The following is a 13923-nucleotide window of genomic DNA, read 5'->3' on the forward strand; positions in this document are numbered from 1 at the left end:
GAACCGCAGCCCCCCTCCCAGAGTGCTGCCGTTCTCCAGCCACGGCAGGTAGCACGTGCCGTGCCCGCGCCGGTGCACCTGGCGCAGGCCTCGACCCCCGGAAGATCCGTGGGTTAAGCGACAGGCGCCCCGGCGCTCCTGGGTGGGTTCACCCATCCCGTCGGCCGCGTGGGGGAATGGCCCCACCCGACCCACACTCCCAAAGGAAGAGGCCGGCGGCAATGCCGCCGGCCCCGGTCCCCACCCCGCCGCCGCTACTCGTCGCCGCGCTTGCGGGCGATCTCGTCCTCGAGCGCCTTCAGCTCCTTCGTCGGCGCGGCGCCCGGCGCCTTCTCCTCCTCCTCGCCGGGCTTGCCGGTGAAGTGCGCCTCGCCGGGCCGCCACCCGGGGTGGACGGTGGCGGCGAGGTCGGCCGCGCCCTCCTTCACCCCGCCGGTCACCTTCTTCACCACCGCGTGCACCAGGAGCGCGAACCCGATCACCGGCATGAACATCAGGAACAGCGCCCCGAGCACCGGCACCACGACCAGGAGCAGGGGGAACGGCACCTTCACGAACCGTGCGCCGCTGCCCGGGAGGCGCCCGCCCTCCGACGGGACCACCTCGACCGCCCACGCCCTCGGGTTCCAGTAGTAGCCGCCCTTCACGTTCGCTCCGCCCGTGTACTTGGCCATGACCGTCTCCTTCCGTGCCGCTCCGTCGACCGTGGGACCGCGGTGGACCGCGCCGCTCAGCTCTGGCGCCGCTTCTCCTCGATCTCCTTCTCGAGCGCCTCGAGCTTCTCGTCGCGCGCCGACGGCCCCTTCTCCTCGACGCCGCCGTTCTCCGGGGACTTGCCGGTGAAGTGCGCCTCGCCGGGCTGCCAGCCGGGGCTCATGGTGGCGGCCAGCTCCTCGGCGGGGCCGCGGAAGGTGCGGACCGCGCGCATCGCCACCGCCTGCGCCAGCAGCACGAAGCCGATGACCGGCATGAACATCAGGAACGTCGCGCCGAGCACCGGGGTGAGCACCAGCGCCAGGGCCACCGGGATCCGCCGCCACTCGCCCTTGCCCTGCGGGAGGCGCTCGCCGTCCTTCGCGACCGGCTCGATCGCCCACCGGGAGAGGTTGAGGTAGTAACCGCTCTGCACCGCGCTGCCGCTCTTGAACGTGTTGGCCATTGATTGGCTCCTTTCGATTGGCAATGTCTCGCCAATCGAGCGGCGAAGAAATTGGGACGATGCCCGAGCCGCGCGGGAAAGAGTCCGGGGCGGGGACCGGCGCGGCGCCGGAGCGGGCGGGGGCGCGAGGCCGGGGACGGGCCGGCGCGGGCACCGGGGCCGGCGGCCGCGCGGGCCCGAGCGCCGCGGGCGCGGACACCGGAGACGGGGTCGGGCGGATTCCCGATGTGCGCCGGCGCGCGGGCCGGCGCGCCGGAGGCGGCGCCGCGCCGGGTGGCGGCGCACGCCCAGCCGTGAACCAATGCGGACCTGGGGAGGCGGTGCGGCGCGGTGGCGCGAGGAGGTCCACTCGAGGAGCTAACCCTGCGACGTTGCGCGCAGGATCGAGGGATCCCCCGGGCTCCCGGCGGGCCCGCAGCGGTTTCGCCGGCGGGGACCCATGCCCTGGTCCGGCGCAACCCTTGCGCGCTCCGGGGCGCGCCGATGCTGAAATCCTGCACGATCTCGTGGGGCACGCCGCTTGCTCGCATGCCGCCCGTTCCCGAAAGGAGCGCCTCGTGCTCGTCGCAGTCGGGCTGAACCAGAAGGGCGCCACCGTCGCAGACCGCGAGGTCCTCGCGCTGCCGTCGGAGGAGCTGCTGGACGCGCTCACCGCCTTCCAGGCGCTCGACGGCGTGGACGAGGTCGCGATCGTCTCCACCTGCTACCGCGTGGAGATCTTCGCGGCCGCCCGCTGCCCCGCCGCCGCGGAGCTGTCGCTGCGCCACGCGATGGAGGCGCGCGCCGGCCGCCCGCTCCCGCTGTTCGAGCTCCAGGGCGAGGAGGCGTTCCGGCACCTCGTCCGCGTCGCCTCCAGCCTCGAGTCCGCCATCCTGGGCGAGCCGCAGATCCTGGGCCAGGTGAAGGACGCGTTCCACCGCGCCGCCGAGGCGGGCGCCGCCGGCAAGGAGCTCGCCTCGGTGCTCTCCCGCGCGCTCGCGGCCGCGAAGCGCGTCCGCACCGAGACGGCGGTGGGCCGCGCCGGCGTGTCCTGGGGCAACGCCGCGGCCGCGCTCGCCAGCAAGGTGCTCGGCCCGCTCGCCGGGCGCCGCGTGGCGGTGATCGGCGCCGGCGAGATGGCCCGCCTCACCGCCCAGCACATGCGCGACGAGCGCGCCTCGGTGGTGGTGCTGAACCGCACGCTCGCGAACGCGGAGGCGCTGGCCGCCGAGGTGGGCGGCGAGGCCCGACCGCTCGAGGCGCTGGAGCAGGAGCTGCTGCGCGCCGACGTGGTGGTGTCCGCCGCGCCGGCCGCGCCGCCGGCGCTGGCCCCGGCCGTCATGCAGCGCATCCTGCACGCCCGCCGCAAGCGGATCGTCATGGTCGACCTGGCCGTCCCCCGCGCCATCCCCGCCGAGACCGGGGCGCTGCCGGACGTCTACCTGTGCGACGTCGACGACCTCGATCGCGTGATGAAGGCCGCCATGGCCGAGCGCGCCCAGGCGGCCCAGCACGCCGAGCGGATCGCCGACGAGGAGGTGCAGAAGTTCGCGCGCGCCGAGGCCGAGCGCCGCGCCGCGCCGCTCATCCAGGAGATGCGCAGCCGCGCCAGCGCCATCGCGCGCGAGGAGGTGGAGCGCACGCTCCGCCGCCTCGGCGAGGACCCGGAGCTCGCGAAGCGGCTCGACGCCATGGCGGGCTCGATCGTCTCCAAGATCCTGCACGCGCCCAGCACGCGCCTGCGCCAGGCGGTGTGCGACGGCGGGGCCAACGACCCGCTGGTCGCGGCCGCCGTCCAGATCTTCGACCTGTCCGCGGCGCCGGCCGCCCGGGGCGACGCCGCCTAGCGGGGAGGTCGGGCCTTCCCCAGGCCCGGAATTCCTGAGATATTGGCGCGCGTTGTCTCACGGGCCGACCGCATGAACCTGCTCGAGCGCAGCTACCGGAGCCTGGACTCCAGCATGCGCGCGCGCGTGCTGGTGCCGACGGCGCTGCTGTTCGCGGTGACGCTCTCCGCGATGGTGGCCGCCGCCGTGCACTTCTACGGCGCCGACATCGAGAGCGGCCGGCAGGACCGGGCCGAGCTGTTCGCGACCATGGTCTCCTCGGGCGTGTCGAACGTGATGCTCTCGGGGAAGCCGCGCGAGGTGAGCACGCTGCTGGAGGCCCTGGTGGCCCACCGCAGCGACCTGCTCTCCGCCAGCCTGATCGCGCCGAACGGCTACATCTCGATCTCTACCAGCCCGGCGCTGCTGGGGCGGGTGCCGTGGTCCGAGGTGAACCGGGTCGAGGGCACCACCGTGGTGGTGGGGCCGGGCGGCAACGACGCCGAGTACGCGGTGCTCCAGCCCATCGTCAACGCCGAGTCCTGCGCGCGCTGTCACGGCACCCAGAGCCACGTGAACGGCTGGCTCGACCTGCGCTTCACCCGCGAGCCGGTGCTGGAGGCGCAGGCGCAGCTCGCCAAGACGCTGTCGCTGTCCGCCGGGGCCGCGCTGGTGTGCCTGCTCGGGATCCTGCTCTGGCTGCTGGGCCGCGAGGCGGTGACCCCGCTGCAGCGGCTGGTGACGGTGATGCGCCGGGCCGAGGCGGGCGAGCTCTCGGTGCGGGCCGACGAGGGGCGCCCGGACGAGCTGGGCGTGGCGGCGCGCGGCTTCGACGCCACGCTGGCGGCGCTGCGGCGCAGCCAGGCCGAGCTGGAGGCGTTCTACCGCGAGCGCATGGTGCGGGCCGACCGGTTCGCCGCGGTGGGCGAGATCGCCACCGGCCTGGCGCACGAGATCAAGAACCCGCTGGCGGGGCTGTCCGGCGCGCTGGAGCTGCTCGCCGAGGACTTCTCCGACGACGCGCGCCACTCCGACATCGTCACCGAGATGCAGCACCAGGTGCGGCGGCTCACGCACACCATGGAGAGCCTGCTCAGCTTCGCCCGCCCGGCCAAGGCGAAGCTCCGCTCCACCGACGTGAACGCCACGCTCGAGAAGGTGCTGTTCCTCATCCGCCAGCAGTCGCGCGACGGCACGCTCGAGCTGGTCCCCGAGCTCTCGCCCGGGCTCCCCGCGGTGCTGGCCGACCCGTCGCAGCTCGAGCAGGTGTTCCTCAACATCTGCCTGAACGCCTGCCAGGCGATGATCGCGACCCGCCGCGGCGGGCGCCTCACCGTCCGCTCCCGCGCCGGCGACGGCACCGTGAGCGTCGAGGTGGAGGACACCGGCCCGGGCATCCCGGCCGACCTCCGCGCCCAGATCTTCAAGCCGTTCTTCACGACCAAGCGCGAGGGGAACGGGCTCGGGCTCGCCATCTCCGCGCGCATCGTGGCGGAGCACGGGGGCCACATCGGCTACCGCTGCCCGCCCGAGGGCGGCACCACCTTCACCGTGACGCTGCAACAGGCGCGGCCCCAGCGCGCCCCGGAGCACGCCGCATGAACAGCACCCCGGCCCGCATCCTCGTCGTGGACGACGAGAAGCTCATCCGCTGGTCGGTGGCGGAGCGGCTGCAGCGCGGCGGCTACGAGGTCCTCTCGGCGGAGTCGGGCGAGCAGGCGCTGGAGATGGTCGCCGCCACCCCGCCCGACGTGATGCTGCTCGACGTGCGCCTCCCGGGGATCGACGGCGTCCAGACGCTGCAGCGCGCGCTGTCGCTCCACCCCGAGGTGGCGGGCTGATGATGTCGGCGCACTCCACCGTGGACATCGCGGTGGAGGCCATGAAGCACGGCGCCATCGACTTCCTGGTGAAGCCGTTCCCGTTCCAGCAGCTCGACGAGGCGGTGGAGCGCGCGCTCGCGAACGTGCGCACCCGCCGGCAGATCGCCACGCTCACCAGCGACAAGCGCGGCGCGAGCGCGCTCGAGGTGGTGGTGGGCTCGTCGGCGGCGATGGAGCAGGTGCGCTCGATGATCTCGCGCCTGGCCGGCAGCGACACGACCACCGTGCTGATCGAGGGCGAGAGCGGCTCCGGCAAGGAGGTGGTGGCGCGCGCCATCCACTTCCGCAGCGCGCGCGCGGACAAGCCCATCCTCCAGGTGAACTGCGCCGCGCTCCCCGAGCACCTGCTCGAGTCGGAGCTGTTCGGCCACGAGCGCGGCGCGTTCACCGACGCGCACGCCCAGAAGCGCGGCCTGTTCGAGACCGCGGAGGGCGGCTCGGTGATGCTGGACGAGATCGGCGACCTGCCGCCCGGCGGCCAGGCCAAGCTCCTCCGGCTCCTCGAGAACAAGACCTTCCGCCGGGTGGGCGGGGTGCAGGAGCTCCGCGCCGACGTGCGCGTGATCGCGGCCACCAACGTGAACCTGGAGGAGCGGGTGGCGGAGGGGCGCTTCCGCGCCGACCTGTTCTTCCGCCTCAACGTGGTGCGCATCGTGGTGCCGCCGCTCCGCGAGCACCTCGACGACGTGCCCATCCTCACCGCCCACTTCGTCGCGCGCTTCGACCAGGAGATGAAGCGGCAGGTGAAGGGCGTGGCGCCGGCGGCGATGGAGCTGCTCAAGGCGTACCACTGGCCCGGCAACGTCCGCGAGCTGCGCAACGTGATCGAGCGCGCCTTCATCCTGCACGCCGGCGCCGACGAGATTCGGCCCGAGCACCTGCCGCCCGAGCTGCGCAAGGCGGCCGCCCCCGGCGGGAAGCGCCCGGAGAAGCTGGTGCCGCAGGTCACGGGGGAGGGGCTGGTGCTCGACGACGTGGAGCGCAAGCTCATCGCAGAGGCGATGGAGCGCGCCAGCGGCAATCAGTCCAAGGCGGCGCGCCTGCTGGGCGTGTCGCGCGACACGCTCCGCTACCGCCTCAAGAAGCACGGCATGGCGTAGCGCCGGCCCTGGGCGGCCCAGGGCCGGGCGAGCCCGCGGTCAGGCCAGCGCGCGGTCGTCGATGTCCACCGGCGCGCCGTCGGTGGGCCAGTCGATCTCGGTCGCGAGCGCGCGCAGCTCCTCCTTCAGCTTCTCCTTGGCGCGGATCTCGAGCTGCCGGGCGCGCTCGCGCGAGAAGCCGAAGTGCTCGCCCAGCTCCTTGAGCGTGAGCGGGCGGTCGCTCATCACGCGCATCTCGATGATGTAGCGCTCGCGCTGGTCGAGGCGGCCCAGCGCCTCGACGACCCGGCCGGAGACGACCTTCTGCTCCTGCACGCCGGACAGCTCGTCGTCCTGCGAGGCGGTGCCGGAGGGGAGGAAGTCCACGTGGGAGTAGCCACCGTCGTCGCCCATGGGCGCGTCGAGCGACAGGTCGCGCCCCTCCATCCGCTGCTCCATCTCGCGGACCTCGCCGGGCTTCACGCGGAGCTTCTTCGCCACCTTGTTCGCGTCGTGCCCGTCGGAGTCGGCGCCGTGCTCCTGGGAGCGCTTGTCGAGCTCGCGCTTCGTCCGGGCCAGCGAGAAGAACAGCTTGCGCTGCGCCTGCGTCGTCCCGAGCTTCACCAGCGACCAGGACTTGAGGATGTAGTTCTGGATGTACGCGCGGATCCACCAGACCGCGTACGAGATGAGGCGGATGCCCTTGTCCGGATCGAACTTCTGGACCGCCTTCATCAGGCCGATGTTGCCCTCCTGGATGAGGTCGGCCATGCGGAACCCGTAGGAGCGGTATTCGTAGGCGACCTTGACCACGAAGCGGAGGTTCGCGGTGACCAGCCGGTGGGCGGCGCGGGTGTCGCGATCTGCGCAGTACTGCCGGGCCAGCCGCTGCTCGTCCTCGACCGTCAGCAGCGGAAACCGATTGATCTCCGAGAGGTAGACCTCGAGGGAGCTCGCGGTACCGGGGACGCTCTGGCGCTTCATCGGACCTCCATGGTGCGTGGCGGTGGCAGCAAGTAGGCCCCTAAGCAACCCATGTGCCGTCTGGGGTCAAGCGCCTTTCGGCCGTGATCCTGAGTGGTTGCCTGGAGGGCTGCGGCTCGCCAGCCCGGCCGGAGCCTATAATTCTTACATGGTCACCACGAGAAGCCTGCCCTGTTGGGTTTTTCGGCTGTAAGAATTGCAAGCACCCGATCCAGGGTGCCTGCGACCCCCTTGCGGATGGGCGGTACCCTCCGCAACCTGTGATGGCTATCCCCAGGGGGCGGCCAGGCGGCCAGGCGGACGCGCGAATGTCGGCGAAGAACGGAACGGAACGGACGGCGAGCGAGGGTGCGTCGGCGGATGCCGAGGAGCGCTCGGGCTACCTCGGCTTCGTCGCGCACGAGGTCCGCAACCCGCTCTCGACTGCGCTCTGGTCGGCCGAGCTGCTGGCGCGCATGAGCGCCGCCGAGCGCGGCGGGGCGCGGGGCGAGAAGCTGACCGCGATGTGCCTGCGCTCGCTGGGGCGGGTGCGCCAGCTCGTCGAGGATCACTTCCTGTGCGAGCGGCTGGAGGTGGGCGGCCTCCCGGTGCGGCCCGAGGCCATCGCGCTTCGCGACGCGCTGGAGCACGCCGCGGGCCACCGGCCGGCGGACGTCGGCGAGGTGTCGCTGGACGGCGTCGAGGCGGCGCTGGCGGTGAGCGCCGATCGCGGGCTCCTTGAGCGGGTGCTCGACGCGCTGGTGTCGGCGGCGGGGCGCGACGGCGAGCCGGTGCGGGTGAGCGCCCGCCTGGACGGGGGCCGGGCGATGCTGCGGGTGAGCGGCGCCGAGGCCGGTCCGGGCGCGCTCGAAGACCCGAGAAAGGGCGCTGCCGGGGATCCCAAGGGCAGGGCGCTCGCGCTGCCCGCAGCGCGCAGGGCGGCGGCGGCGCTGGGCGGGACGCTCTCGGTGGAGGAGGGAGCATTCGTGCTCACCCTTCCCGGAGCCGGAGCGTATACTGCGCGCCCCGCATCGCCGCCGTTGCCATGAACGAACATCCGCTGGTCCTCGTCGTCGACGACGATCCCGACATCCTCGACGCCATCTGCGACATCCTCGAGGGCGAGGGGTATCGCGTGGCGCGCGCACGGCACGGCCTCGAGGCGCTGGACCGCGTGGCCGAGGAGGAGCCGTCGATCATCCTCCTCGACCTGATGATGCCGGTGATGGACGGGCTCGCGTTCGCGCAGGCGCTCCGCCAGCGGCGGAACGGGGCCGCGCGCATCCCGATCGTCGTCATCTCGGCCGACGGGAACCCGCAGAAGGCGGCGTCGGTGGGCGCCCAGGGCTACCTGGCGAAGCCCTTCGACATCGACGCGCTGCTGGCGCAGGTCACCGACATGGCCGGCCAGGCGATGCCAGGGTAGCCGCGCCGGCGGCCAAAACCCCCCGCGCCACGCGGGCTTCGCTTGACAGCACGCGCGCCGGCGGGTAGAAAGCCCACCCTTTCCAAGGCACGTCCTCCGCGGCCATCCGACGCGCGGCGGACCAATGCGAGGTGCTCATGTCGACGGGACTGCTGGCGAAGAAGGTTGGGATGACGCAGATCTTCACCCCCGAGGGTGACTGCGTCCCGGTGACGGTGCTCGAGGCGGGCCCGTGCACGGTGGTGCGGCGCAAGACGGCGGAGAAGGACGGCTACGACGCCGTCGTGATCGGCTTCGGCGTGGTGGACGAGAAGCACGCCCACCGCCTCTCCAAGCCCGAGGTCGGCGTCTTCAAGAAGGCCGGCACGCCCATCTTCCGCCACGTGAAGGAGATCCGCGTGAAGGACGCCAAGCAGCTCGGCGACCTCAAGGCGGGCGACGTCCTCACCGTGGACAAGGTCTTCAAGGCGAACCAGCGGATCGACGTCGCCGGCGTCACGAAGGGCCGCGGCTTCACCGGCGTCATGAAGCGCTGGAACATGAAGGGCGCCGCGCGCGACAGCTCCACCGCGCACGAGCACCACCGCCACGTCGGCGCGATCGGCCAGCGCAAGACGCCGGGCAAGGTGTGGAAGGGCAAGCACCTCCCCGGCCACTACGGCGTGGACAACGTCACCATCCAGAACCTGACCGTGGTCGGCATCGAGGCCGAGCAGAACGTGCTGCTCGTGTCCGGCGCGGTCCCCGGCCACGCCGACGGCTTGCTGTTCGTGAACACCGCGGCGAAGGGCCAGCCGCGGATCAAGCAGAAGCAGGAGGTCCGCGAGCGCGCCAAGCCGAAGGTGTAGCCGGCTTCGCGGCAGCGCCGCAGGACACGACGCGCCGTCCGGGAGACCGGGCGGCGCGTTTCGCTTTCCGGGCCGCCGTCCGGCGCGCCGCGCCGGGAGGATCGCGGGGCCGGCGCCGCGCGGACGGCGGGCCGCCGGGGCGAGCGCGGGCCCGGAACGACGAACGCCGCCCGGGGGCCGGGCGGCGTCGGTGCTGCGGGGAGGGGAGGAGGGCGGCCGGCTACGACGCCTCGGCCTGGCCGCGCTTGCGGTCGCGCTCGATCTTGTAGCGCGCGGTCGGGTCGAGGAACTTCTTGCGCAGCCGGATGGACTGCGGCGTGACCTCGACCAGCTCGTCCTCGGCGATCCACTCCAGCGCCGCCTCCAGGCTCAGCTCGCGCGGCGGCGTCAGGATGACGTTCTCGTCGCGGCCGGCGGCGCGGATGTTGGTGAGCTTCTTCTCCTTGCAGATGTTGAAGTCGAGGTCGTTGTCGTGGCTGTGCTCGCCCACGATCATGCCCGGGTACACCTTGTCGCCGGGCCTCACGAACAGCGCCCCGCGCTCCTGCGCGTAGAAGCAGGCGTAGGCGACCACGTCGCCGATCCGGTCGGCCACGATGGCGCCGCTCTTCCGCTTCTCGATCTTGCCCTGCCACGGCTCGTAGCCGTCGAACTGCGAGGACATGATGCCCTCGCCGCGGGTGAGCGTGAGGAAGTCGCCCCGGAAGCCGATCAGGCCGCGGGCGGGCACCCGGAACTGGAGGCGCGTGCGGCCCGAGCCGAGCGGCTGCATGTCCACCATGCGGCCCTTGCGCGAGCCCATGCTCTGGGTGACGCCGCCCACGCCGTCGTCGGGCAGGTCGCACACGAGCAGCTCCATCGGCTCGTGCACCTCGCCCTCGACCGTCTTCAGGATCGGCTCCGGGTTCGAGACGGTGACCTCGTAGCCCTCGCGCCGCATGTTCTCGACGATCACCGCGAGCTGCAGCTCGCCGCGGCCCACCACCTTGAACGCGTCCGGGGTGTCGGTGTCCTCCACGCGGATGGACACGTTGCGGTACGCCTCGCGGTAGAGCCGCTCGCGGATGTTGCGGCTGGTCACGTACTTGCCCTCGCGTCCGGCGAAGGGCCCGTCGTTGACCTTGAAGACCATCGACATGGTGGGCTCCTCCACGCTGATGCGCGGGAGCGCCTCCGGTGCGGCCGGGTCGGCGATGGTGTCGCCGATCCCGATCTCCTCGGCGCCGGCGATGCAGACGATCTCGCCCGGGCCGGCGTCCTTCACCTCGACGCGCTTCAGGCCGTCGTAGGCGTACAGCCGCACGATCTTCGCGGGGACGACCTTGCCCTCCTCGCGCAGCACCGAGATGGCCATGCCCTCGCGCGCCAGGCCGGAGGCGACCCGGCCGATGGCGAGGCGGCCCACGTAGTCGTCGTAGTCGAGGTTGTCCACCAGCATCTGCAGCGTCTCGCGCTCGCCGGCGGGCGGAGGCGGGACGTGGGTGAGGATCGCGTCGAACAGCGGCTTCAGCGACTCCGCCGCGAACGCGCCCTGCACGGTGTGGGCGGCCTTGCCCTCGCGCGCGATCGCGTAGATGACCGGGAAGTCGATCTGCCGCTCGTTCGCGCCGAGGTCGATGTAGAGCGAGTAGACGAGGTCGAGGACCTCCTTCGCGCGCGCGTCCTGCCGGTCCACCTTGTTGACGACCAGCACCGAGGGCAGGCCCATCGAGAGCGCCTTGGAGAGCACGAAGCGGGTCTGCGGGAGCGGCCCCTCGGCCGCGTCCACCAGCAGCAGCACCCCGTCGACCAGGCGCAGCGCGCGCTCCACCTCGCCGCCGAAGTCGGCGTGGCCGGGCGTGTCCACGATGTTGATCTTCACGCCCTGGTACGTGACGGCGGTGTTCTTCGCGAGGATGGTGATGCCCTTCTCGCGCTCGAGGTCGTTCGAGTCCATGACCCGCTCGACCACCTGCTCGTTGGCCCGGAACACGCCGGCCTGGCGCAGCATGAAATCGACGAGGGTGGTCTTGCCGTGGTCGACGTGGGCGACGATCGCCACGTTGCGGATCTGCTCGCGGGGGGTCATTGGGCTCCGGCCTGGAAAGGGCCGGTACGGACGCCGGCCTGCAAAGGGCCGGAACTTATAGTCCTTTGATGCCGCGCGGGCAAGGGGAAGCGCGGCGCGCCGCGGACGAGGCCGGCGCGGGCGCTACATGAAGCCGATCCGGCGGGTCGACGCGAGCACGCGCTCCACCTCGTCGAGCACGCGGAGCGTGCGGCAGGCGGCCAGGAACGCGCGCGCGTCGCGCGCCGGCAGCTCGGTGAGCCGCAGCAGGTCGTCCACGCTCTTGGTGCCGTCGGCGAGCGCGAGGAGCCGCGCCTCCTCCGGCCGCAGCCGCAGCGCGTACAGCTCGAAGGCGGGATCCGGGACCGGGGCGAGGTGCGCCGCGCCGGGCAGGTCCTCGCGCAGCCGCTCGGGGGAGGCGGTGCGGCGGATGCCGTCGAGGATCACCTCGGCCGGATCCAGCCGGAGCGGCACCCGCCCGGCCGGCGGGCGGCCGTGCTGGAACGCGTAGGTGCCGTCGCGCCACTCGAAGGTGGACCAGGCCACGGCGCGCACCAGGCCGGTGAGCAGCTCCACCCGCTGGTCGGGGGTGATGACGCCCGCCTCGACCAGCAGGTCCGAGGTGCGCGCGCCGGGCGGGGCGGCGCGCCGGAGCGCCTCCAGCCGCTCGGCGGTCACGGCGCCGCGGCGCACCGCCACCGCGCCGAAGCGCTCCGCCGCCACATTCGAGGCCGCGTACACCGGCGCGCCGCGCTCGACCACCACGATGCGGCGCACCGGCCCGCGCGCGAGCGTGAGCGCGCCGCTGGCCTGGCCGACGTGCAGGGCCACCAGGAGGCGCGGCACCCGCGTGGCGGAGAGCTCGCCGGCAGACGCCGGCGCCGCCTCGGGCGCGGTGGCGCGGGCGTGCCGCGTCTCGGGCAGCGGGGTGAGGAACGCGTCGTGCGCCGCCGGCGGGGCCGGGCGCGCGGCGGCCGGCGGCAGGTCGAGCGCGGGCAGCGGCGGCGCCGCGAGCGGCGCGGGATCGCCCTCGCCGGGCGGGAGCGGCAGCGCCCCGGTGACCTCGTCGGGCGCCTCCTCCGGCGCGGGCGACGGGCCGTGCTTCCCGAGCCGCCGCGCCACCGCGGCCGCCAGCGCGTCCACGTCGAACGGCTTCTCGAACACCTCGCGCGCGCCGAGCCGGCGCAGCGCCGCCTCGCCCTGCCGCCCCCGGTACACGCCGGACACCACCAGCGCCGGCACGCCCGCGCGCCCGAACGCCGCGAGCAGCTCGCCCGCGCCCACGTCGGCAACCGGCAGGTCCAGCACCGCCGCGCGCGCGCCGCCGCGGGCCAGCGCCTGCAGCGCGGCCCGGCCGCTGCCGACCGCCTCGGCGGCCGCGCCCAGCCGCACCGCCGCGCCCGCGACGAGCCCCGCCAGCGCGGCGTCCTCGGAGAGCACCAGCAGTCGCCTGGGGAAGGGGGAGGGGTTCACGGCCCGCCGAGGCTATCACGGGTGTGGTGGCGTCCGGCCAGGGCGAGGGGTTACCCTCCGCGCGTGCCGCCCGCGCTCCACCACCTCGCCATCCAGTGCGCCGACCTGTCCCGCTGCGAGCGGTTCTACCGGGAGGTGCTGGGCCTGGAGGTGCTGAGGCGCTGGCCGCGCGAGGAGGGCGGGGGCGACCGGAGCGTGTGGCTCGCGCTCGGGGAGGGGCAGTTCCTGGCGCTGGAGCGCGCCGAGGAGGCGCCGGCCCCGCGCCCCTGGCGCGACGGCAAGCCGGGGCTGCACCTGGTGGCGCTGCGCATCGGGCCGGACGAGCGGTGGGCCTGGGAGGACCGGCTGGAGGAGGCGGGCGTGCAGGTGGTCCACCGGACCCGCTGGACCATCTACGTGCTCGACCCCGAGGGGAACCGCATCGGGCTCAGCCACCACCCGCACGACGCCGCGGGTGGGGAGCGGCCGTGACCTTCGACCGCCGCCGGTACGGGAAGGACAACTACACCTACCTGCTCGCCGCGGGCGGGGACGCGGCGCTGGTGGATCCCGGCGATCCGGACGCCGCGCTCGCGCTCGCCGCCGCGCACGGCGTCCGCCCGCGCTGGATCCTCCACACGCACGGCCACGCCGACCACACCGGCGGCACCGCCGCGGTGGCGCGCGCGCTCGGGGCTCGGGTGCTCGGGCACGGCGGCGACGCGGAGCGCTTCCGGCCCGACGTGGACCTGGCCGGCCGCGCCGAGGTGGCGCTCGGGGCGCTCGCGCTGCGGGTGCACCCGGTCCCGGGCCACACGCCGGGCTCGGTGCTGCTGGAGTGGGAGGGGCGGCTGCTGACCGGCGACACGCTGTTCTGGGCCGGGTGCGGCAACTGCCGGCACGGCGGCGATCCCGCCCGGCTGGCGGAGAGCTTCCTCGGCCCCATCGCGCGGCTCGACGGCGCGCTGGAGGTCCACCCCGGCCACGACTACGCCGCGCCCAACCTCGCGTTCGCGCTCGCGCTGGAGCCGGACGGCGCGGCGGCGCGCGCGCGGCTGGCGGAGGTGGAGGCGGCGCACGCCGCCGGGCGCGAGCCCGCGCCCGGCACGCTCGCCGGCGAGCGCGCGGTCAACCCGTTCCTGCGGCTCGACGCGCCCGGCGTGGCCGCCGCGGTGGCGCGCGCCGACCCGGCCGCCGCGGCCGCCGGCCCGGTGCGGCGCTTCGTGGCGCTGCGCGCGCTGCGCGACCGGGCGTGAGGCGT

Annotated in this window: 14 protein-coding genes; 9 read left to right on the forward strand and 5 right to left on the reverse strand. The window is 73.9% G+C overall.

What is annotated here, in order from left to right; genetic code table 11:
- Positions 1-254: 254 nt before the first annotated feature.
- Both A2CP1_RS09875 and A2CP1_RS09880 read right to left on the reverse strand, forming a co-directional pair.
- Positions 255-674, reverse strand: coding sequence for a hypothetical protein (locus A2CP1_RS09875; protein WP_012525924.1), 420 nt, complete (start codon positions 672-674; stop codon positions 255-257).
- A 56-nt stretch (positions 675-730) separates the two neighbouring features.
- On the reverse strand, positions 731-1159 hold the full coding sequence (locus A2CP1_RS09880; protein WP_012633214.1) for a hypothetical protein: 429 nt from the start codon (positions 1157-1159) through the stop codon (positions 731-733).
- A 557-nt stretch (positions 1160-1716) separates the two neighbouring features.
- Here A2CP1_RS09880 and hemA point away from each other — a divergent pair.
- The 4 genes from hemA (at position 1717) to A2CP1_RS09895 (ending at position 5947) form a co-directional block, all read left to right on the forward strand.
- Complete coding sequence (gene hemA / locus A2CP1_RS09885; RefSeq protein ID WP_012525926.1) at positions 1717-2985, forward strand: glutamyl-tRNA reductase; 1269 nt, start codon at positions 1717-1719, stop codon at positions 2983-2985.
- A gap of 72 nt (positions 2986-3057) precedes the next feature.
- Positions 3058-4566: a sensor histidine kinase gene (locus A2CP1_RS09890; RefSeq protein ID WP_012525927.1), complete on the forward strand. Its 1509-nt coding sequence runs from the start codon at positions 3058-3060 to the stop codon at positions 4564-4566.
- On the forward strand, positions 4563-4805 hold the full coding sequence (locus tag A2CP1_RS23740; protein WP_245530030.1) for a response regulator: 243 nt from the start codon (positions 4563-4565) through the stop codon (positions 4803-4805). The genes A2CP1_RS09890 and A2CP1_RS23740 overlap by 4 nt, the downstream gene beginning before the upstream one ends.
- The gene (locus tag A2CP1_RS09895) at positions 4805-5947 is read left to right on the forward strand and encodes a sigma-54 dependent transcriptional regulator (protein ID WP_245530031.1); all 1143 of its coding nucleotides are present in this window, start codon (positions 4805-4807) and stop codon (positions 5945-5947) included. Before A2CP1_RS23740 ends, A2CP1_RS09895 begins: the two co-directional genes overlap by 1 nt.
- Before the next feature lie 39 nt (positions 5948-5986).
- Here the strand turns inward: A2CP1_RS09895 and rpoH are convergent, their stop codons facing one another.
- Positions 5987-6910, reverse strand: coding sequence for an RNA polymerase sigma factor RpoH (gene rpoH / locus A2CP1_RS09900; RefSeq protein WP_012633215.1), 924 nt, complete (start codon positions 6908-6910; stop codon positions 5987-5989).
- Between the two features lie 308 nt (positions 6911-7218).
- On the opposite strand from rpoH, the gene A2CP1_RS09905 reads away from it, so the two are divergent.
- The 3 genes from A2CP1_RS09905 to rplC all read left to right on the forward strand — a co-directional run bounded on the left by A2CP1_RS09905 (position 7219) and on the right by rplC (position 9163).
- Positions 7219-7938 carry a sensor histidine kinase gene (locus A2CP1_RS09905; protein ID WP_012633216.1) on the forward strand — a complete coding sequence of 240 codons (720 nt, stop codon included), beginning with the start codon at positions 7219-7221 and terminating at the stop codon, positions 7936-7938.
- Entirely contained in the window at positions 7935-8315 is a 381-nt protein-coding gene (locus A2CP1_RS09910; protein WP_012525931.1) for a response regulator transcription factor, read from the forward strand. The genes A2CP1_RS09905 and A2CP1_RS09910 overlap by 4 nt, the downstream gene beginning before the upstream one ends.
- A gap of 137 nt (positions 8316-8452) precedes the next feature.
- A complete protein-coding gene (rplC, locus tag A2CP1_RS09915) occupies positions 8453-9163 on the forward strand; it encodes a 50S ribosomal protein L3 (RefSeq protein ID WP_012525932.1) in 711 nt (236 codons plus the stop codon).
- Positions 9164-9383: 220 nt separating this feature from the next.
- On the opposite strand, the gene typA is transcribed toward rplC, so the two are convergent.
- Positions 9384-11231, reverse strand: coding sequence for a translational GTPase TypA (gene typA, locus A2CP1_RS09920; protein WP_012633217.1), 1848 nt, complete (start codon positions 11229-11231; stop codon positions 9384-9386).
- Positions 11232-11354: 123 nt separating this feature from the next.
- On the reverse strand, positions 11355-12683 hold the full coding sequence (locus A2CP1_RS09925; protein ID WP_041450491.1) for a DUF4388 domain-containing protein: 1329 nt from the start codon (positions 12681-12683) through the stop codon (positions 11355-11357).
- A 63-nt stretch (positions 12684-12746) separates the two neighbouring features.
- Between A2CP1_RS09925 and A2CP1_RS09930 the strand changes: the two genes are divergently transcribed.
- Both A2CP1_RS09930 and A2CP1_RS09935 read left to right on the forward strand, forming a co-directional pair.
- Positions 12747-13154: a VOC family protein gene (locus A2CP1_RS09930; RefSeq protein WP_280959890.1), complete on the forward strand. Its 408-nt coding sequence runs from the start codon at positions 12747-12749 to the stop codon at positions 13152-13154.
- On the forward strand, positions 13151-13918 hold the full coding sequence (locus A2CP1_RS09935; RefSeq protein ID WP_012633220.1) for a hydroxyacylglutathione hydrolase C-terminal domain-containing protein: 768 nt from the start codon (positions 13151-13153) through the stop codon (positions 13916-13918). Before A2CP1_RS09930 ends, A2CP1_RS09935 begins: the two co-directional genes overlap by 4 nt.
- The last annotated feature ends 5 nt before the right edge of the window (positions 13919-13923 follow it).

The organism is Anaeromyxobacter dehalogenans 2CP-1 (assembly GCF_000022145.1).
GTDB classification, from domain to species: Bacteria; Myxococcota; Myxococcia; order Myxococcales; family Anaeromyxobacteraceae; genus Anaeromyxobacter; species Anaeromyxobacter dehalogenans.